Here is a 23,304-nt window from a genome sequence, read left to right on the forward strand (position 1 = left end):
TCAGCGCCATACACCGGGGGTGATCTCAGACGCTGGGCTTGGAAAGCACGGTCGATAGCTTAATCGTTTAAGAACGTTTGTCACCCGCTTTTTAGTCTGATTATTCATCATCAGCGCTAAACGCCCGGTAACAAACGAACCGAACACTAACAACCTTGCTGCGTTTTGAGCCTAGTTGCCGCAAATGAACGCGGACTGAACTCAAACGTGCCCCGATCAGTTGGCGGACCAACTCATCAGAGGTGTTTCCGAACTGCCTTCAACAATGCGAGCGGCGGGTTGTTCGAAGTCGACCTCCAGGGTCAAACGCTGCTCGCCTTGTGACCACGCTAACCGCAGTTTAGACGATGTTGGCTGATCCAGATCAAAAGAGCCTGCAAAGGCGGGGTGGGTATTGCGCAGCAGGATCAAATCCAGCAGTTGTTGCACCACGGGCCGGTTCAGTTCAGACGTCACTTCATCGGGCTGATAATAGTGGCGGTTGATGTCGCGACCGACGCTGGTTTGTTTGAGCAACTCCAGATCGTTGCCGCCGGCCAGCAGGCCGGTGTAGTAAAGCTGTGGCACACCGGGCGCGAAAAACTGCACGGCACGGGCGATCAGATAGTCGACATCGCGTTCGCCCAGGGCGGCGTAGTAGGTGCAGTTGACCTGATAGAGGTCGAGATTAGAGGCCGCCGCGCCGGTGGCCAGTCGGCTTTCGCCCTGGCTGCGCTGATGAATGGTTTCCACCAGTTGATCGATGGCTTGTGGTTCAAGCAGACCCGGCTTGTCGCCATCGGCGCCGACGTCCATCACCCCGATGCCATCGTGGGTATCGAGCACGGTGATGCAATTGCGCGGCGAAATGTTCAGCCAGTTGGCCAGCGGTTTTGCTTCGCCGGTAAACAGAGCGTGCAGAATCAGCGGCGGCAAGGCGAAGTCGTAGACGCGGCCGACGCGTTCGGCGATGTCGATCTGGGTTTGGTAGTGGCTGTGAATCTCGACCAGGGTTTCCATGCCGCGCTCGTCGGCGGCTTCGCTCAGCCGATGAATAAAGTCGAACGTCTCGGGCAGCATAAAGCAGCGCGTACCGGCGCGCTTGATGGCGTAACCGGCGGCATCCAGCCGGATCATCGACACCCCGCCGTCACGGAAACGATCGAGAATGGCGCTTAAATAGTGCCAGCCGGCCACGGATTCGACATCGATATCCAATTGCTGCGGGGTAAAGGTGGTCCACAGCAGGCGCTTCTCGCCGCCGAGCACATAAGGCGTCCAGGGCAGACTGGGGCGCGGTCGATAGATGGCCGTCAGTTGAGCTTCAGTCGCGCCTTCGGGAAAAACTCTGTCATAACTCAAAAACAAATCGTGCCACTGACTGTCGCGACCTTTGGCCTGCACATCGAGAAACTGGGGTGAACGGCTGGACAGGTGATTGACGATCAGGTCGGCCATCACCGGCGTGGTCTGACTCAGCGTTTTAACGTCAGACCAGTCGCCCAGGCGTGGATCGACGGTCAGATGATCGTCCGGATCAAAACCGGCATCGGCACCATCGATGGGCGTATAAAACGGCAGCAAATGAATGCCACCAAAAAGTTGATTTAACGGACCTTGCAGTAACGCCTGCAACGCCTTGAGGTCGCCGCCGCCGAGGCGGTCGATGTAAGTAATCAGTTGTACCTGGTTGTTCATAAGTGTGCCGAAGCCTCTGCTGATTCGGCCGGAACCTTAGTTTGCTAAATCGATTAAGTAAAGTGCGAGCGGTGTTCGAAAAGCCCCATCTTTGAGCTTAACGACACAGTGACCATCCAAGCCTAAGTTTCGCCCTGATGCTGCCGGTACAATGCCGATCCCTTATTGATGGAGGCCGACATGGTGCGTTGGTTTCTGCCCCGGCGCGACGGCGATCTGGTTCGCGAAAAGGCCGTGGTAGCGTTCTGTTTTCTGGCTGTGCTGGTTGGGCTCTATTCGTTGCTCAAGTGGCGGGCCTTCGATGTGGCCGGCCTGCAGGTGACGGCGGTTATTTTGATGCTCATGGTGCTGCCCGTGCCCTGGCTCGTGCGCGCTGGTTTCTCGGTGGTGCTGGGTTCTAACCTGGCCATTGCCGGTATGGCGACGCACGCGCTGTTTTCCGCCTATCTGTTTGGCGGCATCGATTCGCAGTATTTGCTCTGGCTGGTCACGTTGATCGTGCTCGCCTATATGATGACCAACCCTCTGTGGGGTTCGGTCTGGTCGTTGCTGATGCTCGGCTTTGCCGGCTTCTTTGTGTGGCTGAAGCTGGGCGGGCATGAGTTTCCCGAACCGCCGCTGAGCGGCAGCGATCTGAACCGCGATATCGTTGTGGGTTACCTGTTGCCGGTGCTGATGATCTGGGTCGGTCAGGCTTATATGCAGCGCATTACCTTGCAGGCGGTCGACGATGCGCGCGCTGCGGAAGTCGCCGCCAGTGAACAAAGCGATCGGCTGGAAGCCGCCAGCGGTCGCATGAGTCGGGTGGTTGAACGCACTCGCGATGTTAGCACGCGCCTGGTCGATGCCACGGCGGAGTTGGCCTCGGTGCGTACTCAGGTGAATCAGGAATCGACCGAACTGAACGATGTCAGCGGCCGTCAGGCCAGTCTCAGTCAGCAACTGGCGGACAGTCTGGCGCGGGTCGATGAGATCATGACGGTCAGTGGTCAGACGCTGGCGCAGGTCGGCACTTCATTGGATGCGACGCGCCAACAATCTGACCAGACGCAGCAACTGGTGGCCGAACTGGTCGCGGAAATGTCGGCCATTAAGACCAGTAACGAGCGCATCGAAGAAGCTTCTCAGGCGATCAGCGATATTGCTGCGCGGACTAACCTGCTGGCGTTGAATGCCTCCATCGAAGCGGCGCGTGCGGGTGAACACGGTCGGGGTTTTGCAGTCGTGGCTGACGAGGTGCGCGCGCTGTCGCTCAGTTCTGATACCTCGGCTAACGAAATCCGCGAGTTGCTCAATGAAAGCGGCGAGCGTATTGCCCGCGGCATCAGCCAGAGTGAAGACAGCCAGCGGCGGGTGCGGGCGGTGGCCGACCAGGTTGCCTTGATGCGCGAACGCTTTGCCGAATTGGAAGAGCAACTTGGTCGCGTCGCCAGCGAAATGCAGTCGCTGGCGGCCGGTGGCGCCGAATTAAATAACAGCAGTGCCATCTCGCTGGCCACGGTGGAATCGATGACCGGTCGGTTGGCGACCCTGAGTGAAGTCGCCGATGCCTTGCAGGATGCGGCGCAGGAGCTACGCCAGGCCACCACTGATTAATTCAGATCGCACCGTTCCAGCCAGCGGCTTGCGCGCCTGACCTTAAAGCCGGACACTGCCTGACCTCGATTCGCCTAATAATTATTTTAAAAAAGTAACAATAACAACCGAGGTCACAGTGTCTTATCGCGCCATTCTGGTGGCGGTCGGCTTTGCCGTCCTGGCCAACTTTTTCTGGGCGACCAATGCCATTGTCGGCAAACTGGCCGTCAGTTCCGTTCCTGCCTTTACGCTGTCGCAATTTCGCTGGTGGCTGGCGCTGCTGTTTATCGCGCCTTTTGGGCTGCCATTTTTGCGTCGCCAGTGGCATTGGTATCGCCTGCATTGGCGGCGCCTGGTGGTGCTTTCAATTCTCAGCGTGACCCTCTTTAACAGCTTCCAATATTGGGCGCTGGAATACACCCAGCCGGTGAACATCGGCGCGCTGACGGCACTGATGCCGGTGATGATTTTTATTCTGTCCGGTTGGCTGGGTCAGGGTCGTTTGACCATCGGTCAGTGGCTGACTGCTCTGATCGCGGTGGTCGGCGCTTATCTGGTGCTGACGCGTGGCCAGGGTCTGAGTCTGGATGAGCAAAGCTGGCGCGGTGACCTGCTGTTTATTCTGGGGTTGTTGGGCTGGTCCTGTTACTCGGTGCTGCTGAAATCAGTACCGACGCACGAAGTGAATGGGCTGGGTTTGCTGACCTTTCTGATTGGCAGCGGCAGCTGTTTTATTGTGCCCTTCTGGCTCAGTGGTTGGTTCACTGATACGGCCCTGTTACCAACGGGTTCGGCCTGGTGGGCCGTGCTTTATGTGGCGATTTTCCCATCGCTGGTGGCGTACTTTTCCTGGATTAAAGCCGTCAGTCACGGCAACCCCAGCATTGCCGGTTTGATGATGACCACGGCGCCGTTATTTAACGCTCTGTTAACCCTCTTTGTGTTGCATCAGGTCGTGTTACCGGTGCAGTGGCTGGGCATCCTTTGTGTGGTTGTTGGGGTGGCGCTGACGTTGCTTCAGGCGGGTAAACGAACGCCGGCCATGCCACGCGAATCGTTGGAATAAAGCGCGGTTTAGCTCAGGCAATCGGCCAGGATCTGTTGCAGTCGGGTTACGCCCATGGCTTCCATGCGGGCGATATTGCGCTCGGGAATATCGGCGGTATCCGGATAGCGTTCAATGGCGTCTTCCAGCGACGCTTCGCGCAATAAATGCAGCACCGGGTAGGGCGAGCGGTTGGTGTAATTTTCGGCGTCGTCCGGCTCGGTGCCGGCAAACTGGTAATCGGGATGAAAGCTTGCGATCTGAAATTCACCCTCGAGTTTTTTATGACGCAAGAGCGCATCGGCCTGGTCGAGAAAATTATTAAAGTTGAGAAAATCCTCCAGCACCTGGGGGTGAATCAACAAGGTGGTTTCCACTTCAGCGTCCGCCAGCAAGCGGTTTAATTCGGCATCCAGATCCAACAGCAAATCGGCTTCATTGGTGGCGCTTGAATGCACGAAACGCACCCGGTCGCGCACCAGCTCGCGTTTGGCAAAAGGACAGAGGTTTTCGCCGATGACCAAACGTTCAACCCAGCGTTGAACCGCTTGAATAACGGAGTCCTGGCTGCTCATCAGACGGTGGTTTGCTCCGGCCGGGACAGCAGCGTTTCCAACCGCTGCGGACGATAAAAATGGAAGCCCTGCAATTCATCACAGCCCAGACTGGTCAGCATTCTGACTTCCTGTTCGGTTTCCACACCTTCGGCCACCACACTCAACCCCAGCGTATGACCCAGGTTGATGATGGCGCGCACCAGTTCCAGGTGTTTGCCGCCGGCGCCCAGGTTCTGCACAAAACGTTTATCGATTTTAAGCACCGACAACGGCAGTGATTGCAGCATGCCAAGATTGGAATAACCGGTACCAAAATCGTCCATGGCGAAGCGAATGCCCATGGCGGAAAGGTCGGTTAAAGTGCTCAGGGTGGTATCGGATTCTTCGGTGACCGAATGTTCGGTGATTTCAAACTCCACGCGTTCGGCGGGGACACCCGACATCTGTATTTCGGCGGCGACATAACGCACCAGGTCGGCGTGTTCCAGTTGGCGCGGTGACAGGTTGATGGAAATCACCATGTCCGGGTCGAATCGATCCAGGTTGGCGGCAAACTGCGTCAAGGCTTCACGAATGACCCAGTTGCCGATGTCGACAATCAGGTGGCTGCCTTCGGCCAGTGGAATAAATTCCGCGGGCGATACAAAACCCAGCACCTCACTTTCCCAGCGCAACAACACTTCGACGCTCGACCAGCGACCGTCAACACTCGCTACCCGCGGCTGCAACACCAGATGGAATTCGTTGTTGTTCAGGGCGTTGGGCAACAGTCGCATGACTTCCTGACGACGATCGTTTTCCAGGTTCAGTTGATCGGAATAAAACTGATAAAAACCACGCTCCACTTCCTTGGCTTTTTGCAACGCCATCTCGGCTTTTTTCACCAGGCCTTCGTATTCCTGATCGTCTTCCGGGCAGGTGGCGATGCCCAGAGTGGCCGTCAGGCTGATGCGTCGATCATCCAATTCCAGTGCTTCGGAAATTGATTTGAGAATGGTATCGGCCACGAAGATGGCGTGGCTCGGGTCTTTGAGGTTTTGCAGGCAGGCGGCGAAGCGGTCGCCGGACAAGCGCGCAATGCTGTCGCTGCGCCGGATGCAGCGGGCCAGACGATCGGTGGTTACTTTGAGCACTTCATCGCCGATGGAGTGACCGTAACTGGAATTGATGGCTTTGAAGTTATCCAGATCGATAATGATCAGCGCCAGATGATTGCCATGCCGGCGCGACAAACTGATCGCCTGCTGCACTTGCTTGCTGAAAAAATTGCGGTTGGATGCGCCGGTCAGGGAGTCGTAATAGGCGAGCTTTTTCAACTCGGCTTCGGTCGATTTGATCTCGGTAATATCCCGCACCATGCCGGAAATTTCGCCGTCGGTATTCATCGCCAGACTGTGTTCCACCCAGATCAGCGCTTCATCGGTCATGACGCGATGTTCCAAACGGGTGAAGCCGGCTTCGCCAGAGCGTACAAAACGCAGATGCGATAAAACGTATTCCCGATCAGGCTCGTAGATAAAGCCAAGAATCTGTTTGTCAGTCAGACATTCGCGCTCGGTACCAAGCATTTCAGCCAGCGGCGATGACAGCGAAAAACGGCGGTAATCGTCGGTGGTCCAGGAGCCCAGTCGTCCCAGACGCTGAGCTTCGAGCAGTTCTTTCTCCTGAGCTTTGAGGCGCAGGCGTTCGCGGTCACGCACGCGCATCAGACGGTGTTGCCAGCCGATGACGCCAAACAGAAAACCCCACAGCACCAGCCCCACTGCGCGGGCACCCCAGGATGCCCAGGCCGATGGCGCGAAACCCAGTTCGGGTTCGGCCTGGAATTGCCAGTCAAAGCCGGAATGGAAGAAGCGCGCCTGCACCGCCTGCGGCCCAAGCTCGCCGCCGGACAAGAGTTGATGACTCTGCTCGCCGCGCTTGAGCGTCAGTTGCAAATTTATGCGTGAACCGGCCAGCGCCGCGCGCGATAGCAGGCGATCGAGTGACAGCACACCGGAAACAATCATGCCCTGCCGCCCTGGGACCGGAAGCCGATAAATCAGCGCTTCATCGCCTTGCAACGTCTCGATGGGCCCTACTACCAGTGGACGCTGTTGTTGCATGACCTCTTCGATGGCCGCGCGCTGCTCTGGCACGGTACGCATGTCCATGCCCAGTATGTCCAGGTTGTGTGCCGACAGCGGATAAACGTGAGTGATGATCAGATCGTCGGTGATGGCGATGTTCAGGTAGGTGTAGTTCTGGGCGGGAATCAGATAGGTGAGCCAACGCTGGTAGTCGGCCTGGTTGATATCAACAGAATTAGCGACCAGTAAAGTAACGGCGTCGAGATGACTGCGATTGACCACCAGCTGACTTTCGACGCGCTTGGCTATGACATTCAGATCATCGCTCAACTCGGCCTGACGGGAACTGAGTTGCAGCTCGAGCATCAGACCTTCGAGCCAGGTGGTCATCGGTACCACAGGAACCGCCGCCAGCAGCGCCAGCTTTAACAGCATCTGGCTGCGGCGACCGCGCCAGATCGACAGGACGATACACAGCAATGCCGCCAATGCCAGAACGACATCGACCCACAAAACCGAGCTGAAAAATGTGCTGCCCAGTAAAACAATGGCGAGGACCAGACTCAGGGCGGGCATGGTCGGCATCCGATCATGAACATAGACCCTTGAGTATAGACAACTGTGGCCTAGTGACCACAGGGAGCCTTAAATAACTCGTGCAGAGCCTGGTGCGAATTATTTAGACGCTCCTCGGCAACAATTTCAGCCCAACGGTTTCAATACGATCGCCAGTCATTTGACGGATAGTCAGCCGAACCGCGCCAAGACGAGTGCGATCACCGACTACGGGATGCCGGCCCAACCGCTGGTGCAGCAAACCGGCGACCGTCAGCGGGCGTTCGGCGTCATCAATGCTCAGACCATAGGCGCTGGCCAGATCGGTCAACTGAGCATCGGGGTGCAACACGAATTCGCCATAGAAGTTGTTGCTGGCCAGCAGGCCGCCCTGGGTTTCGCTGGAAAACTGACTGGCAACATCATCGACGTCTTCACTGCGCAGCAACATCCAGACGCGGTCGCCAGCATGCAGCTCGACCTTGCCATCGAGCGGCAACGGCCGGCCATCGCGCACCAGCGCCATCATTGCAGGATTGATGGGGTTGTCCTCGCCGACGCGAAACAGCGGCGATAACACTGGAGACTCAGGCTCGACGCGAAACTCATCAACCTCCAGCGTGATCTGATCGCCCGATACCAGCCGATGTCGTTTCGCCGGTGCCGGTGCCGGCGGAATCAGCACCTTCAGCCAACGCGCCATCAACGGCACGGTCGAACCCTGCACCAGCAGCGACACCAGCACCACGGCGAAGGTCACATTAAAAATATATTGGGCGTTCGACAGCCCGGCCATCACCGGATAAACCGCCAGCACAATGGGCACGGCGCCACGCAGGCCGACCCAGCTGATATAGAAACGTTCGCGCCACTGAAAACGAAACGGCAGCAGACACAGCATGACCGCCAGCGGCCGGGCGATCAGAATCAAAAAAGCCGCAATGGCGCCAGCGGTGGGCGCGAAGTAAAACACCTCATTGGGCGCGACTAATAAACCGAGAATCAAGAACATACCGGCCTGAGCCAGCCAGGCCAGGCCATCCATAATTTGCGACACCGGCTCAGAAGGCCCGCTGCGCACATTACCGAGCATCAGACCGACCAGATAGACCGCCAGATAACCACTGCCACCGAGGCGGTTAACACCGGCGAACACCACCAGCCCGAAAGACACCACCAACAGCGCCTGCAGACCGTCGGCCAGACGCAGATGCTGAACCAGCCGCACCAGCAACCAACCACCACCGACACCAATCAGTGCCCCGAGGGCAAATTGCTGCGTCAGCAACGTCAGCAGCGGCAACCAGGACAGTTGCGCCTCGCCCTGAATCAGATCGACGATGACGATCACCAGCAGAATCGCCATCGGATCGTTGGCACCGGATTCCAGCTCTAGAGTCCCGCCGACGCGTTCGTTTAAGCGAATGCCGGAATTGCGCAGCAGATTAAAAACCGCAGCCGCGTCGGTGGAACCGACGATGGCGCCGAGCAACAGTCCGAACAAAGGATTCACACCGAGCAGCCAGGTGGCGAAAAGCCCCAAAGCGCTGGCGGTCAGCACCACGCCGATGGTCGCCAGCGACAGCGATGGCCAAAAAGCGGCGCGAAACGTTGAGGTTTTGGTGCGCATACCGCCATCGAGCAGAATGATGGCCAGCGCCAGATTACCGACCAGAAAGGCCTGATCGAAATCGTCGAAGGCAATGCCGCCGATACCGTCTTCGCCGGCGAGCATGCCGATGACCAGAAACAACAGCAGAAACGGCAGACCGAGACGAACCGTCAGCGAGCTGGCGAGAATGCCGATCAACACCAGCAGGCCAGCGATCAATAAAAAGAGGTTGGAATCCAGCGGCACGTCGCAATCCTTGTTGCCTGAACATGAGTGGCTTAGGCGCTCAGCATACCGCAAAGCCAGCTTGTGACGCAGCGACCGCTGGTTCAGTCGGTGTGTTGCTCAGCAATGAGAGGGCACAAACCCACGCCGAGGCCGGTGCCCAGCGTCACCATGATGGCCGGTACCGAAGCAGGAAAAGCCAGAGCCGCAGCGCTGCTGTCGTGCAGCAAAGTGACCAAGCGACCGAGACCGGCCTCGGGCAACCAGTGCTGATGCAAACTGCTCGCCAGATGCGGGCTGTCTTCAACGAGCCGATGATAAACGCCGGAATGATAGTCGTAAGGCTGGCCGTCTTTCATATAGCACGCCAGGCTGATCGCCGTCGGCAAGGCCGCGCCAACCAGAGTGCGGCTGTCGCGCAACACAGCGCTAAAAGCCTCGGCGCGAAACAGGCCGTCATCGTTTAACCAATGGTCGACATTCAACTCCGGCAGGCTGTGCAAGTTACCCTGCGCATCGACCAGGCCGCGCTTGATGCCGGTGGCGCCAAAATCCATCACCAGTAACGGCGACGGCTCGTGCCAGACTGTGGTCAGACCGACCAGGCCGGTTTGACCACCATAAGGCGACAGCGCCAGTTCACGGCCATCCAGTTGTCCGTTCAGTGCCTCGGTCAGTGCGCGACCAAAGGCGCCGCTGCTTAAACCGCCACCGAGCACCAGCCGCTGACAGCGCTGCCAATAGCGCGCGTAGCCTTGCTGGAAATCGCTGCCAGCCAGCCAATAGTCAGCGCGTAAGGCGGTTTTCAGCACGGTCGTTAAGCGCTCGGCATAGCGTGCGAGGATGCGGGCGTCGCTGGCTTGATCGCTATCAAAGGTGCGCAGGAACTGCCGCACCGAGCGTTCATCGCCGGGGTCTTCTGCCAGCATCAGGCCGTGCAATGCCTGCGTAGAAACCCAGTGTCGCGCTGGTCGTATGGGCTCATTCGCCAGCGCCACCGGCAGGCGATTGAGCGACGCTTCGGGGGTCAGTGTCAGCATGGCGTTGAGGGTCTGGCGATAACAGAAAAGATCGGGCCACCTTAGTGCTGGCCGGGCGACTTGAACAGCCAAAACGTGTCAGAATATGGCCGACAAAAAACGCGGGCCAGTGCGGCCCGCTATAACACTGAGGACGCTCATGGTCACATTGTTTCATCAGGTCGATATCGACGCTCCCGCCGCGCGCATCTGGGAGCAGTTGACGACCCGAACCGGACTGCAATCCTGGTGGTCGGGCACGGTCAGTATCGCCGGTGGCGACAGCTGGCGCTTCAGCAGCAGCGACCTGGAAGCGCCCATCACCATGCGAGTGGTTGAAGAAGAACCTGACCAGCAGCTGGAATGGTTGTGCGTTCAGGGTGCGCCGGACTGGGAAAACACCCTGATACTCTGGACCTTAAAACGCGCCAAACAGGGGTTCAGTGTGTGTCTGGAACACCGCGACTGGCGACTCGACGAAGCCAGTCTCGCGGCCGAAAACACCCGCTGGGGGGAACGGCTGATCAAGCTGCGCGCCAACTGCCACCACAACGATGAACTGCCCCATAACGACAATGATTTGAGCGTCTGGACCTGAGTGTCCAGGTTCGTCATCGCAGGAGAATACGCCTTATGACTGGCTCGGTGTTAACCGAAGTGTGGACCTCGTTGTTACTGTCGGCGCTGGTTGGCGCTGCCATCGCAGGCGGCGCCATGGCCGTGGTGCGGCAACGTCTGCTGCGTGACTTGCAGCAACAACAAAGCGATTTGCAACAGGCGCGCTTTGAGACGCAAATGGCGGAGCGCCAACGCAGTGAAACTCAGGCTGAACTGGCCTCGAGCCGGCAGCGCCTGCAACAGCTTGAAGCCTCGCTGAACGACAGCAATAACCAGATGGCGCGCCTGGAAACTCAGCATCGTGCCGATGCGCGTCACTACGAAGAACAGATTCAATTGCTGAAGGAAAACAAAGAGCAGTTGAAGCAAGAATTTTCCAATCTGGCGAACGAAATTTTCGATCACAAAGGCAAACGTTTTGCCGAACAGAGCCAGGAAAATCTCAACGCTTTATTGAAGCCATTTCGTGAGCAGGTGGAGCAATTCCGCAAGCGCGTTGATGACATCCATACGCAAGATACTCAGGGTCGCGCCGAACTGAAAACTCAGCTCGATTCGCTTAAGGAAATGAATAACCAGCTCAATCAACAGGCGGGTGATTTAACCCGCGCCTTGCGCGGCGATAAAAAACTCCAGGGCAGTTGGGGTGAGCTGCAGGTTGAACGCATTCTGGAAAGTGCCGGTTTACAGCGCGGGCGAGAGTTCGAACGCGAAGCCAATTTTAAAGACGAAGACGGCCAGAACCGTCGGCCGGACTTCATCGTTTATCTGCCCGATGGCAAACACCTGATCATCGATTCGAAAGTTTCGCTGAACGACTATCAGCAATACGTCAGCGCCGAAGAAGACCTCGAACGTGACGCTGCGCTGAAGCGTCATATCGGTTCGGTTCGCCAACATATTCGTGCCTTGAGCGATAAAGATTATCCGCACCTTGAAGGCATGAAAGCGCCCGATTTTGTGCTGATGTTTATGCCAGTTGAGCCAGCTTTTATTGCTGCTTTCCAGGCTGACCCGCAACTGTTTAACGACGGTTTTGAACGCAACATTGTGGTGGTTACTCCGACCACCTTATTGGCAACACTGCGCACCGTCGCCAACCTCTGGACCCTGGAGCGGCAGAACGACAACGCCAAAAAACTCTTTGATCAGGCCGGCAAGGTTTACGACAAACTGCGCATCTTTGCCGAGAAAATGGAGAAGCTCGGTAATCAGTTGGGCACCGCTCAACGCACCTACGATGACGCCTGGAGTTCGTTGCGCGATGGTCGCGGTTCGCTGGTGCGGCAGGTCGAGGTGTTGGAAGAACTGGGTGCTTCGGTGCGGCGTAAATTGCCGGAATCCATTGCCACCGGTTTGGGTCAGGATGAGGAGACTGAGGCTTCGTCGTCGCAGACGGAATAATTCAGCTGTCGTTGTGAATATCGTGCTCGACGAATTGTTTAAAACGCCGCATTGTTTTCAGCGACTCCTTACGAAAGGCGCCGGGTAAAAACCAGGTCATCAGTTTCATCCAGCCCGTGCCGATAAATTCATTGTCGGCATACCAGCGGGTTACATCGCCCCGTTCTTCGAAACGATTCACCATATGATTGGTCATGCCGGTGGCTTCGAAGCGCATGGCCATACGCTCTGGCAGCTTGCGCTCAACGACCGTTTCGATCATTTCCAGTTCACGCTTACCCAGGCGGTAAACCAACCGCACCTGGCTGTCGGGCTGGCCGGGAATGCCCGCGATCGGTTCCAGCTCGATCAGGTCGGGTTGCCATTTCGGCAGGTGGTCGGGGTTATCGAAAAGTTCGATCACTTCGTCCCGCGGCCGTTTGATGTCGACGTGCACACTGTATTTCATGGCGCCCCTCCCTGCTTGCCAGCTTAGATCAGCCGCTTTTTGTTGTCGATGCGGCTGACAAACCGCGACCAATGGTTACACTGGCTGCTCTTTTTCAATAAAGCCGCCTGGTGTTGTTCTACAAGCTCGAGCCCGGTGCGAGTTGTCTAGAGGTTCCTGATGTCCGATCTCAGTTTGGTGCAGCTTGGGCTGATTGCCCTGGTGTTTGTCTGGAGTGGCTTTGTGCGCTCTGGTCTGGGTTTTGGTGGTGCTGCGCTATCACTGCCTTTCCTGTTATTGATCTCCGACCGGCCGGTGGTGTTTTTGCCGATCATCGGCATTCATCTGCTGGTGTTTTCCTCCTTGACGGTCTGGCAAAGTCATCGCCAGTCGCGCACTGATAGCGAGGCTGAAGGCGGTACGATCGACTGGAATTATCTGGGCAAGTTGCTGGCGCTGCTGCTGATTCCAAAACTGATCGGCGTCTTTGGTTTGCTGACACTGCCCGATGCGGTGATGAGTGCCATTATTTTTGTCATCGTCGGCAGTTATTCGATCAGCTACATTCTCAATAAACCCTTCCGCAGCACCTCCAAACCCCTGGAGTGGTTGTTCATTATTCTGGGCGGTTACATCAGTGGCGCTTCCCTGGTGGGCGCGCCTTTATTGATTGCCGTGGCGGCGCAGCATGTGGCGCGGCATCAACTGCGCGATACGCTCTTTGCGCTCTGGTTTGTGCTGGTGTGCATCAAGCTCGGTGCTTTTATGATCTTTGGTGTCGATCTGCAATTACTGGCGGCGTTGTACTTGTTGCCGGCGGCGGCGATCGGTCACGTCCTCGGCCTGCGTTTCCATAGCTTGTTGCAACGCGCTGATTCGGCTTTGTTTTATCGTTGGCTGGGTTGGGTGTTGTTGGTGACCAGCTCGGTTGGCGTGGTGCAGGTGTTGCTTTGAGCGGGTTGTAAAATTTCGTAACCCCGGTTTCACCCTTTGGCGAAAGCGACACTACAGTCATCCAAACGACAGTCGCTGAGTGAATGGATTTATGACAATCAAGCTGAAACTGCTGGGGTTGGCACTGGTTGCGGTACTGGCACTGGCATTGACCGGGGCGTTCGGTTTTCTAGGGATTAACCAACTCGATCGGTCGGCGAGCGCCATGCTGACCAATACCTCTATTTTGAGCCACCATCTGACCGCGGACATGATGCATGACGCGCTCAGTTCCGACGTGATGGCTGCGCTGATTGCCAGCCAAACGCGTGACCAGGAAGCCTTGGCAACCGTGCAGGCTGACCTGGTTGAGCACGCGGATAATTTTCGCGCCCAGCTCGATGCCAACGAGAACCTGATAGATGACACCGAAACCCTGGCCGCCCTGGATGCGGTGCTGCCGGCTTTGCAGTCATACATCGCGACTGCGGAGGACATCGTCGAGCAGGCTACTGTTTCCTATCGAAGCGCTCTGACCCAACTTCCGGAATTCAGAGTGGCTTATGATGCTCTGGCCGATCAGATGGAAGCCTTGACGGTACGGATTGAAGGCAATGCCGAGCGGGTGACGCAGCAGGCGGATCAGACCGCCGTGGTATCGAATCTGCTGATGGGACTGGCGGTCATCCTGGGTATGGCGGCGTTATTGGGCATTGCCGGCTGGGTGATTATCAATATTCAGCGTTCGTTGCATTTGATGATTGGTGGCGCTCAGGATCTGTCGCAAGGCAGGTTGGATGAGCCGTTGCCAGCACGCGGCCGTGATGAGCTATCGGTTGCCATGAAATCGCTTGAGCAGATGCGCGTCAATTTAACCGAAATGGTGACCTCGATTGATCAGGCATCACGACGTCTGGTGCAATCGTCAGAAGCCTTGATTCGGCTGGCGCGTGAAAGCAGTGACAGCGCCAGCGAACAGCAAATGGAAATCTCTCAGATGGCGACCGCCATGCAGCAAATGGCCTCCACCGCCGCCGATGTCACCCAGAATATTTCTCAGGCCGCGAGCGCTGCCAACGATGCCAATAACCAGAGCCAGCAGGGGCGTGAGATCGTTACTCGTATGGCGTCGGCGATGCAAAAACTGACCGCTCAGGTCGAAGAAACCGCCAACCGCATCCATCAACTGGACCAGGACAGCGCTGAAATTTCCGAGGTGCTGGAAGTGATCACTGGTGTTGCCGAACAGACCAACCTGCTGGCCTTGAACGCCGCCATCGAAGCGGCCAGGGCGGGCGAACAAGGACGCGGCTTTGCCGTGGTCGCGGATGAGGTGCGCACCCTGGCGGCGCGTACCCAGGCCTCGACCGAGCAGATTCGCGACACCACCGACAAGCTGCAAAGCGGCTCGCGTGCCTCGGTCGAATCCATGAGTGAAAGCCAGAGCCAACTGGGTGGCGCTGCTGAGCAGGCCAGTGCTGCCGGGGAAGCGCTTGAGGCCATCGCGCGCAGCGTCAACGATATCAATGATATGAATACTCAGGTCGCCAGTGCCGCAGAAGAACAAAGCCGGGTCGCCAATGATATGAGTCAGACACTGGAAGGCATTAACAGTCGCGCCCAGCACGCCAGTGACAGTATGAAGCGGACCTCGGTGTCGGCGCGTGAAGTCTCGGATATTGCCGGAGAATTACAGGCGGCAGTGGGACGGTTTCGGGTTTAGGGCGCTGCGCGCCCGGAAGACGCTGGATGGGAGACGCAGGACGCAGGCTACAAAAGGGGAGCGCCGGGCGGTAGCTCCCTTTTTATTGATTCATCCCGGACGAAAATCCGGGATGCCGAAGGGCATTTGGATACGTCGAGTCAAACTAAGTCACCAGGGCGTAGCCCGCAGTGACTTAGCCCCAATCCTCAATCGGGAAGCCGCCGTATTGTTCGCCCAGCCAGGCAAGGCCCGCTTCGGATTCGGCGATGCTGTCGAGTTCGGCTTCCTGGGCGCGGGTTTCGAACGGCAACTGGTCGGGGAAGACGTGCAGCAGGCCGGTCAGCCACCAGCTGAAGCGTTCGGTTTTCCACACTCGGGCCAGCGCCACTTCGGAATAACGATCCATCATGCTGTCGTTGTTTTCCTTGAAGTGGGTGGTCAGAGCGCGCCACAGATAATAAACGTCGCTGGCGGCCAGGTTCAGACCTTTGGCGCCGGTCGGCGGCACGATATGAGCAGCATCGCCGGCGAGGAACAGATTGCCGTAGCGCATTGGCTCGGAAACAAACGAACGCAGCGGCGCGATGGATTTCTCAATCGACGGACCGGTGACGATCTGCTTGGCAATGTCCGGCGGGAAGCGCTGCGTCAGTTCATCCCAGAAACGGTCGTCCGACCAGTTTTCCACCTTGTCATCCATCGAGCACTGAACGTAATAACGGCTCAACATCGGGCTGCGTTGCGATGCCAGCGCAAAACCGCGCTCGTGCTGCACATACCACAGATCTTCCAGCGGCGGGGTTTCGGACATCACACCCAGCCAGCCGAACGGATAGACCTTCTCGAAGGTTTTCTGCACCGATTCGGGAATGGAGCGACGCGATACGCCGTGAAAACCATCGCAGCCAGCGATGAAATCGCAGTCGATGCGATGCGCTTTGCCGTCTTTGTTGAAGGTGACGTAGGACGTCTTGTCGGTCAGTTCGTGCAGGGTGACGTCTTCGGCTTCGTGCCAGACCTGGCCGCCAATCTTGTCCATTTCGGCGTAGAGATCTTCGGTGATGTAAGTCTGGCCGTAGGCCATCAGCTTGCGCTGCGAATATTTGAACGAATCGATCATCAGGTGACGTTCGCCTTTCCAGGCGACGCGCGTGCCGTCGTGGGCGTGACCTTGTTTATCCATACGTTCGCTGACGCCGGCGCGGCGCAACAGTTCCACCGCACTCCATTCCAAAATACCGGCGCGAATGCGCTCTAACACATGCGCCCGGGTGGCGCGTTCGATAACGATGGAATCGATGCCTTCGCGGTACAGCAGGATGGACAGCAGCATGCCGGCTGGTCCGCCGCCGACAATGGCGACCTGGGTCTTTTGAGTCTGGCTCATGCATTACCTCCGCTCGTGATTGTTGTTGTCAGTCTGATGCAAGCCTTTGTCAGTGCAAAGTACCACTGCCAACCCTATTGCTGTAGATGATAAATTGGTTAGCATGATAACCATTGGTTATAGAGTAGTGGAGCGCCGATGAAGCTGGATCTGATCGAAGCCTTTATGGCGACGCTGCACAGCGGCAGCATTCGCGCCGCCGCCAAGGCGTTGCATCAGTCGCAGCCCGGGGTGTCGAAAAAACTTCGCCAACTGGAAGCCGAGTTGGGCGTGCCGTTAATCAGTCGTTCGCAGAAAGGCATCGACCTGACCCGCTATGGCGAAGCCTTCGCGGTGCGCGCCAGAGCGATTCTCAATGAAACCGATCGCGCTCTGGATGAAATGAAGCAACTGCGCGGCGAGCTGGAAGGCGCGGTGCGCATCGTGCTGGCGCCCTCGTCCTGTGTCGACTTGGTGCCCCAGGCGGTGCGTCTGTTTCAGCGCGATTGCCCGCAGGTGCGGCTGGATATTTATGAGGGTTTGCAGGCACTGGCGATCAATCAGCTGCGCGCCGGCCATATCGATTTCGCGGTCTGCCCGCTGTGGGAACCCTTGTCAGAGTCGGAATTTATCGTCGAGGAAATTGAGCGCATGCGCATGGCGGTGGTGACCAGCGTTGGCAGTCGTTATCGCAACGCCACCAGTCTGGCGCAGCTCGATCCGGCCGACTGGGTGCACGTCGGCGCCGGCGCCAATATCAGTCCCTTGGTGGTAAAGATTTTTCAGCAGGCCGGGCTCGCCGCGCCGCAGCCGCGCATGGAGTGTTATTCGATGACCTCGACCCTGGCGCTGCTGGTGCATTCCGAAGCCGTCGCTCTGCTGCCGGCCAAGCTGGCGCAGCAGCCACAGTATCGCGATCTGCTGGTGGACGTGCCGGTGCGCGAAACCATTCCCGATTACCCGCTGTACATCATCCACCGCCGCGAAAGTCCGCTGACACCGGCCAGCCGGGTGCTGGCGTCAACCTTTGCCCGCGTAGCCTCCGCTAAGGGATAAAGTAGCCTCTGCTAAGGGATAAAGCGGCCGGCGGCAAAGGCTGAGCGTTCAGTCGATCTCGCTGAACATTTCGGTGTCGATTTCCGCCAGCGTCGCCTGGCCGTAGCGCGGGCCGCTGACGGTATCTTTGTTGATCAGCCGATCCAGTTCATCGACGACACTCTTGCTCAGTTTGATGTCGGCTGCCGCCAGGTTGTCTTTCATGTGCGCAATCTGAGTGGTGCCGGGAATGGCGACGATAGACGGCGAACGATGCAGCACCCAGGCCAATGCCAGCTGCGCCACGGTGACGTCGTGCTCGGCGGCGATGGCTTTCATTGGCTCCAGCAAGGCCAGGTTTTTGGCGTAGTGTTCGGTGGTAAAACGTGGCATCTGGCGGCGAATATCGCCTTCGGGCAGACGCGCCGGATCGATCAGCTTGGCACCAAGATAACCGCGCGCCAGCGGACTGAAGGCAACGAAGGTCACGCCCATCTCTTCGCAGGCTTTGATCACGGCGATTTCCGCATTGCGCGTCCACAATGAGTATTCGGTTTGCACCGCAGCGATCGGATGAACGGCGTGCGCTTTGCGCAGGGTATCGGCAGAGACTTCCGACAAACCCAGCTCGCGCACTTTACCGGCTTTGACCAGATCAGCCATGGCGCCGACGCTGTCTTCGATGGGTACGCTCTTGTCCCAGCGATGCAGGTAATACAGATCGATAACATCGGTGTTCAGTCGTTGCAGCGCCGCTTCGCAGGTTTCTTTAATAACGTCCGGGCGACCATCGATGGCGCGTTTGCCATCCGGGCCTTTGAACATGCCGCACTTGCTGGCCAGATAAAATTCATCTCGGCGATGCATAACACCACGACCGAGCAGGGATTCGTTTTTACCAAAGCCATAGAGGGCGGCGGTATCGAGGTGATCGTAGCCGGCATCCAGGGCTTCGTTGAGTAGCTTGATGCCGTCTTCGTCGGACGGACGCGGCCCGTAGGCGTGCGAGAGGTTCATGCAACCCAAGCCAATGGCGCGAGTGTCTTTCAATGTTTTCATGCGTTCCTCCGCGAGTGTCTTTCCGGATGCTTTTCCTGGTTCAGCGCCGGATGATAAAGGTCGCTCAGTGTAGCGTCCGCAGGCGTTGCATGTTTAGTACGCTGTGTTGCAACGGCCGCGCTGGCTGAGCGCGAAACGTCTGACGTAAATAACAACAAACCGTCACAGGAGTCGATATGAAATGGGTGTCTTTTGTTCACCGGGATGAGCCCGGTTTTGGGGTGCTGGACGAAGCGGGCGTGCGCGATGCCCGTGCCTTGGCGCCGACGCTCAAGGCGCTGTTGCGTGGCGCTGGTCTGGCATCGGTACCGCCGTTGGATAAGCTGCCGCTGCTTAACTTTGATGAAGTGACTTATTTACCGGTCATTCCCGACGCCGAAAAAATCTACTGCATCGGCATCAACTACGCCCGCCATATTGAAGAGACCGGCATGCCCAAGCCGGACTACCCGATGATCTTCACCCGCTATGCCGATACCCAGGTGGGGCATGGTCAGCCGTTGATCGTACCCAAGGTGTCGCATCGCTTCGATTACGAAGGCGAGCTGGCGGTGATTATTGGAAAAACCGCACGCCACGTCAGCGCCGCCGAAGCGCTTGATTATGTTGCCGGCTACAGCTGCTACAACGACGCCTCGGTGCGCGATTGGCAGGTGCATACTTCGCAATTCACGCCGGGCAAAAACTTCCCCGGCAGCGGCGCTTTTGGTCCGGCGCTGGTAACCACGGATGAGATTCCCGATCCGTCGCAATTGCATCTGACCACCGAGTTGAATGGCGAGGTAATGCAGGACACGCCGGTCAGCGATCTGGTGTTCGATGTGCCACAGCTGATCGAATACATCAGCACCTTTTCGCAGCTCAATCCCGGCGATGTGATTGTTACTGGCACACCGGGTGGTTCCGGTGCGTTTCGTAAACCGCGGGTGTGGATGAAAGCCGGCGATGAGGTGCGGGTGAACATTTCCGGGCTGGGAACCCTGATCAATTCAGTGCAGGAAGAAGCCTGATTCAGCGCGCCAGTCGCCGTCCCAGCTCAATACTTGCGGCTACCTGGCGGGCGACGCGCTCCAGGTTATCGGTTGCGCCAGCGAGGGCGTCGGGTAACGACATGGGTCGTTGTACGCTGCCAAAGAGGGCGTTGATGCCGGCGTCCATCAGGGCTGCGGCGTCGTCATCCATGGCACCGCCCAGAGCGATGACCGGTACATTCGCGGCCTTCGCCACCCGGGCCACGCCCAGCGGTGTTTTGCCGCCGAGCGTCTGGCCATCGAGTTTGCCTTCGCCGGTAAAAACCAGATCGGCCCCGGCCATGGCGGATGTCAAACCGACCGCTTCGGCCACCACCTCGATTCCAGATTTCAATTCTCCGCCCAGCGCCATCAGGCTGACGCCCAGGCCACCGGCAGCGCCGGCACCGGCCTGGTGACGAGCGTCGATACCGGTCGCCTCGGCCAGACACTCGGCGAAGTGATTCAGTGCATCATCCAACGTCTTAACCTGCTCAGCGCTGGCGCCTTTTTGCGGGCCGAACACCGCACTGGCGCCTTGGGGTCCGCACAGCGGGTTGGTGACATCGCTGGCAATGATCAAGTCGGTGTGTTGCAAGCGCGGGTCGAGAGCACTGAGATCCAGACGCGACAGCCGCGCCAGAGCAGCGCCACCCTCGGGCAGATCGGCGCCTTCGGCATCAAGCAGACGCGCGCCGAGCGCGGCCAGCATGCCGGCACCGCCATCGTTGGTGGCCGATCCGCCCAGGCCGAGAATCAGCCGCCGGGCGCCGCTGTCCAGGGCGGCGCGAATCAGTTCGCCGGTGCCCCGGCTGGAGGTGAGGTTGGGGTTGCGTTCGTGGCCGCTGACGCGATGCAAACCGGAGGCTTCGGCCATTTCGATAACGGCGGTGGTCGACTCGGTTGGATCCGCACCGACCACGCCATAGTCGGCCTGAACCGGCCGCCCCAGCGGGTCGCTGACGGTCTCGGTGATGCGCCGGCCGCCGCTGGCATCGACCAGGGCCTGAACGGTGCCTTCGCCGCCATCGGCCATTGGCAGCAGGCTGCACTCGGCATCGGGCCAGACGGCACGCAGGCCACGCTCGATGGCTCTGGCGACATCCAACGCGGTCAGACTCTCTTTGAATGAATCCGGAGCAATGACAATTTTCATGGCAATGACCTCAAGGATGCCGGGGTCAGCTGTGGCCGTCCGGCCGGGTTTTCAGGAAGTCGAGCACCATGGTGACGGCGTGCGCTTCGCGCTCCTGAATCATGGCGATGTGCGCCAGGTCGGTGTCGAAAATGATCGACAGGGTGTGGATGTTTGAGATGTAGAAATAACCCAGGGCTGCGATAGAGATATACAGCTGAACCGGGTCGACATCCTGACGGAAAATGCCCTTGTCGGCGCCGCGCTCGATCAGCGTGCGGATCTGGGCGACCAGTGGTGAATGCAGTTCCTTGACCTCGGGCAGCGTCTTGAGAAAACGCGCGTATTGCAGGTTTTCCGTAGTCAGCAGACGTAGAAACCAGGGGTTTTGTTGGAAGTGACGAAAGGTGAAGCGCACCAGCCGGTCCATGGCTTCTTCGGGTGAATATTGATCCAGGCTCAGTTCGCGCTCACCGGCGCGAATGGTCTTGTAAGCGCCCAGCAGTACCGTTCGGTAGAGGTCTTCCTTGTTACCGAAATAGTGGTACAGCAGGCGCTTGTTGGCGCCGGCGCGGGCGGCAATGCTGTCGATCCGGGCGCCATCGAAGCCCTTTTCACAGAACTCTTCGTGAGCTGCCTGGAGGATGTCCTGGCGGGTGAGGTCCGGGTTGCGTTTACGACCCACTTCGGTGCGCTCCGTCGTTCATACAATCGCTTTAGGAACCTGAGTCGGTCGCTGCCTTGCGCACCAGACCGAGCCTGGCCGCCAGTTGTCGGACCAGCCGGGTGCAGGCGGGAATGCTCATAAAGATGGCGGCGAGCGTGATCAGGCATAGTATCAAACTGACTGGACGGGTAAAGAAAGGGGTCGGGTCGCCGCCGGTCAGTGCCAGCCCGCGTCTTAGATTGGTGTCGAGCAGCGTGCCCAGAATGATACCCAGCACGATCGGCGCCATCGGGTATTTCATCTCCCGCAGCAGATAACCGGCCAGACCAAAGAACACCATGACGTAGACATCGAACAGCTGTTGCGAAATGGAGAAAGAACCAATCACACAGAGCACATAGATCACCGGCATCAGTTTTTCGCGCGGAATGTTCAGCACCTTGACCAATAACTTGGTCATCGACAGTCCGTAGAGGGTGATGGCAAGCGTGGTGAACAACAGCATGGCGACCACCTGGTAGAGGAAGTCCGGGTTCTCGATCATCAGCATCGGACCGGGGCGGATGTCATGAATAAACATGGCGGCGATCAGTACGGCGGCCGAAGTCGAACCGGGAATGGCCAGTGTTAACACTGGAATCAGAGCGCCGGGAATCACCGCGCTGTTGCCGGTTTCGGCGGCGGTCAAACCCTCGTAGGAACCCTTGCCGAACTGCTCCTTTTCCTTGCTGGCGCGACGCGCGGCGGCGTAGGACGACCAACTGCCGATGTCCTCACCAACGCCGGGAATAATGCCCACCAGAGTGCCGATCACGCCAGAGCGAATCGAGGTGCGACGGTATTTCCAGATGTCTTTGAATTCCGGTATTACCCGACCCTGGGAGCGAATCACCTGAGCATCCGCCTTGCGTTTCATCACGGTCAGAATCTCGGCAAAACCGAAGGCACCGACCATGGCCGGAATGATGTCGATACCGCCAGCCATCTGTGGAATATCGAAGGTGAAACGGCGGTAAGCGTGCAGGCTTTCCATGCCGATCATGGCGACCAGTAAACCGAGCAGCCCGGCGATATAGCCTTTGAGCGGATCGCCTGCGGCGGTTAACCGCCCGGAGATCACCACACCGAAGACCGCCAGCCAGAAGAATTCGTAGGAACCAAAGTTAAAGGCGAACTCGGCCAGCATCGGCGCCAGTACCGCCAGGCAGAAAATACCCACCAAAGTGCCGATCGCCGAGCTGGTGGTGGCCAGTCCCATGGCGTAACCGGCCTTGCCGGCCAGAGCCAGGGGATAGCCGTCCAGACTGGTGGCGGCGCTGGCCGGGGTGCCGGGAATATTGAGCAAAATGGCACTGCGGCTGCCGCCGTAGATGGCGCCAACATACATGCAGATCAGCGTCAGAATGGCCTGATCGCCGGGCAGTCCGTAAGTCAGGGTGACCAGCAGCGCCACACCCATGGTGGCGGTCAGGCCAGGGAGCATGCCGATCACAATGCCCAGCAAGGTGGCCCAGGCGATATTGAACAGACTCAGTGGTGTTAAAAAATGGCCGATGCCCTGAGCCAGCATGCCAAGCTCTTCAATCATGAACATGGGACTTCCTCATT

General features: G+C 58.1%; 19 protein-coding genes. 8 read left to right on the top strand and 11 right to left on the bottom strand.

Annotated features, from left to right (window positions below):
- Positions 1–216 precede the first annotated feature (216 nt).
- On the bottom strand, positions 217–1,677 hold the full coding sequence (gene gtfA / locus ABMA60_RS02475) for a sucrose phosphorylase (protein WP_392798186.1): 1,461 nt from the start codon (positions 1,675–1,677) through the stop codon (positions 217–219).
- A 180-nt stretch (positions 1,678–1,857) separates the two neighbouring features.
- On the opposite strand from gtfA, the gene ABMA60_RS02480 reads away from it, so the two are divergent.
- Both ABMA60_RS02480 and ABMA60_RS02485 read left to right on the top strand, forming a co-directional pair.
- Positions 1,858–3,273 carry a methyl-accepting chemotaxis protein gene (locus tag ABMA60_RS02480; protein ID WP_392798188.1) on the top strand — a complete coding sequence of 472 codons (1,416 nt, stop codon included), beginning with the start codon at positions 1,858–1,860 and terminating at the stop codon, positions 3,271–3,273.
- 118 nt (positions 3,274–3,391) lie between these two features.
- On the top strand, positions 3,392–4,321 hold the full coding sequence (locus ABMA60_RS02485) for a DMT family transporter (RefSeq protein WP_392798191.1): 930 nt from the start codon (positions 3,392–3,394) through the stop codon (positions 4,319–4,321).
- Between the two features lie 8 nt (positions 4,322–4,329).
- Here the strand turns inward: ABMA60_RS02485 and ABMA60_RS02490 are convergent, their stop codons facing one another.
- The 4 genes from ABMA60_RS02490 to ABMA60_RS02505 all read right to left on the bottom strand — a co-directional run bounded on the left by ABMA60_RS02490 (position 4,330) and on the right by ABMA60_RS02505 (position 10,358).
- Complete coding sequence (locus ABMA60_RS02490; RefSeq protein ID WP_392798194.1) at positions 4,330–4,875, bottom strand: DUF1415 domain-containing protein; 546 nt, start codon at positions 4,873–4,875, stop codon at positions 4,330–4,332.
- On the bottom strand, positions 4,875–7,502 hold the full coding sequence (locus ABMA60_RS02495) for an EAL domain-containing protein (RefSeq protein WP_392798197.1): 2,628 nt from the start codon (positions 7,500–7,502) through the stop codon (positions 4,875–4,877). The genes ABMA60_RS02490 and ABMA60_RS02495 overlap by 1 nt, the downstream gene beginning before the upstream one ends.
- A gap of 103 nt (positions 7,503–7,605) precedes the next feature.
- Positions 7,606–9,339 (bottom strand): potassium/proton antiporter, encoded by a 1,734-nt coding sequence (locus tag ABMA60_RS02500; protein ID WP_392798199.1) that lies wholly within the window; start codon positions 9,337–9,339, stop codon positions 7,606–7,608.
- A gap of 83 nt (positions 9,340–9,422) precedes the next feature.
- On the bottom strand, positions 9,423–10,358 hold the full coding sequence (locus ABMA60_RS02505) for a hypothetical protein (RefSeq protein WP_392798202.1): 936 nt from the start codon (positions 10,356–10,358) through the stop codon (positions 9,423–9,425).
- A gap of 139 nt (positions 10,359–10,497) precedes the next feature.
- Here ABMA60_RS02505 and ABMA60_RS02510 point away from each other — a divergent pair, with 139 nt between their 5' ends.
- Entirely contained in the window at positions 10,498–10,935 is a 438-nt protein-coding gene (locus ABMA60_RS02510; RefSeq protein WP_392798205.1) for an SRPBCC domain-containing protein, read from the top strand.
- Positions 10,936–10,970: 35 nt separating this feature from the next.
- Positions 10,971–12,359 (top strand): DNA recombination protein RmuC, encoded by a 1,389-nt coding sequence (gene rmuC, locus ABMA60_RS02515; RefSeq protein ID WP_392798208.1) that lies wholly within the window; start codon positions 10,971–10,973, stop codon positions 12,357–12,359.
- A 1-nt stretch (position 12,360) separates the two neighbouring features.
- On the opposite strand, the gene ABMA60_RS02520 is transcribed toward rmuC, so the two are convergent.
- Positions 12,361–12,807: an SRPBCC family protein gene (locus ABMA60_RS02520; RefSeq protein ID WP_392798211.1), complete on the bottom strand. Its 447-nt coding sequence runs from the start codon at positions 12,805–12,807 to the stop codon at positions 12,361–12,363.
- 159 nt (positions 12,808–12,966) lie between these two features.
- Between ABMA60_RS02520 and ABMA60_RS02525 the strand changes: the two genes are divergently transcribed.
- Positions 12,967–13,740, top strand: coding sequence for a TSUP family transporter (locus tag ABMA60_RS02525; protein ID WP_392798213.1), 774 nt, complete (start codon positions 12,967–12,969; stop codon positions 13,738–13,740).
- Positions 13,741–13,831: 91 nt separating this feature from the next.
- The gene (locus ABMA60_RS02530; protein WP_392798216.1) at positions 13,832–15,442 is read left to right on the top strand and encodes a methyl-accepting chemotaxis protein; all 1,611 of its coding nucleotides are present in this window, start codon (positions 13,832–13,834) and stop codon (positions 15,440–15,442) included.
- Between the two features lie 175 nt (positions 15,443–15,617).
- On the opposite strand, the gene pobA is transcribed toward ABMA60_RS02530, so the two are convergent.
- Positions 15,618–16,811 carry a 4-hydroxybenzoate 3-monooxygenase gene (gene pobA / locus ABMA60_RS02535; protein WP_392798219.1) on the bottom strand — a complete coding sequence of 398 codons (1,194 nt, stop codon included), beginning with the start codon at positions 16,809–16,811 and terminating at the stop codon, positions 15,618–15,620.
- A 138-nt stretch (positions 16,812–16,949) separates the two neighbouring features.
- Between pobA and ABMA60_RS02540 the strand changes: the two genes are divergently transcribed.
- Complete coding sequence (locus tag ABMA60_RS02540; protein WP_392798222.1) at positions 16,950–17,846, top strand: LysR family transcriptional regulator; 897 nt, start codon at positions 16,950–16,952, stop codon at positions 17,844–17,846.
- Positions 17,847–17,894: 48 nt separating this feature from the next.
- On the opposite strand, the gene ABMA60_RS02545 is transcribed toward ABMA60_RS02540, so the two are convergent.
- Complete coding sequence (locus ABMA60_RS02545; RefSeq protein WP_392798224.1) at positions 17,895–18,884, bottom strand: aldo/keto reductase; 990 nt, start codon at positions 18,882–18,884, stop codon at positions 17,895–17,897.
- A gap of 176 nt (positions 18,885–19,060) precedes the next feature.
- Between ABMA60_RS02545 and ABMA60_RS02550 the strand changes: the two genes are divergently transcribed.
- Entirely contained in the window at positions 19,061–19,894 is an 834-nt protein-coding gene (locus ABMA60_RS02550; RefSeq protein ID WP_392798227.1) for a fumarylacetoacetate hydrolase family protein, read from the top strand.
- Position 19,895: 1 nt separating this feature from the next.
- Here ABMA60_RS02550 and ABMA60_RS02555 read toward each other — a convergent pair whose 3' ends face one another.
- From ABMA60_RS02555 to ABMA60_RS02565, 3 genes are read right to left on the bottom strand one after another with little or no spacing between them, the layout of a single operon-like run.
- Positions 19,896–21,050 (bottom strand): glycerate kinase, encoded by a 1,155-nt coding sequence (locus ABMA60_RS02555; protein ID WP_392798230.1) that lies wholly within the window; start codon positions 21,048–21,050, stop codon positions 19,896–19,898.
- A gap of 25 nt (positions 21,051–21,075) precedes the next feature.
- Positions 21,076–21,714: a TetR/AcrR family transcriptional regulator gene (locus tag ABMA60_RS02560; protein ID WP_392798233.1), complete on the bottom strand. Its 639-nt coding sequence runs from the start codon at positions 21,712–21,714 to the stop codon at positions 21,076–21,078.
- A 31-nt stretch (positions 21,715–21,745) separates the two neighbouring features.
- Positions 21,746–23,290, bottom strand: coding sequence for a tripartite tricarboxylate transporter permease (locus tag ABMA60_RS02565; RefSeq protein ID WP_392798236.1), 1,545 nt, complete (start codon positions 23,288–23,290; stop codon positions 21,746–21,748).
- Between the last annotated feature and the right edge of the window lie 14 nt (positions 23,291–23,304).

The sequence above is a fragment of the Saccharospirillum sp. HFRX-2 genome (assembly GCF_043196805.1).
Taxonomy (GTDB): Bacteria; Pseudomonadota; Gammaproteobacteria; order Pseudomonadales; family Natronospirillaceae; genus Saccharospirillum.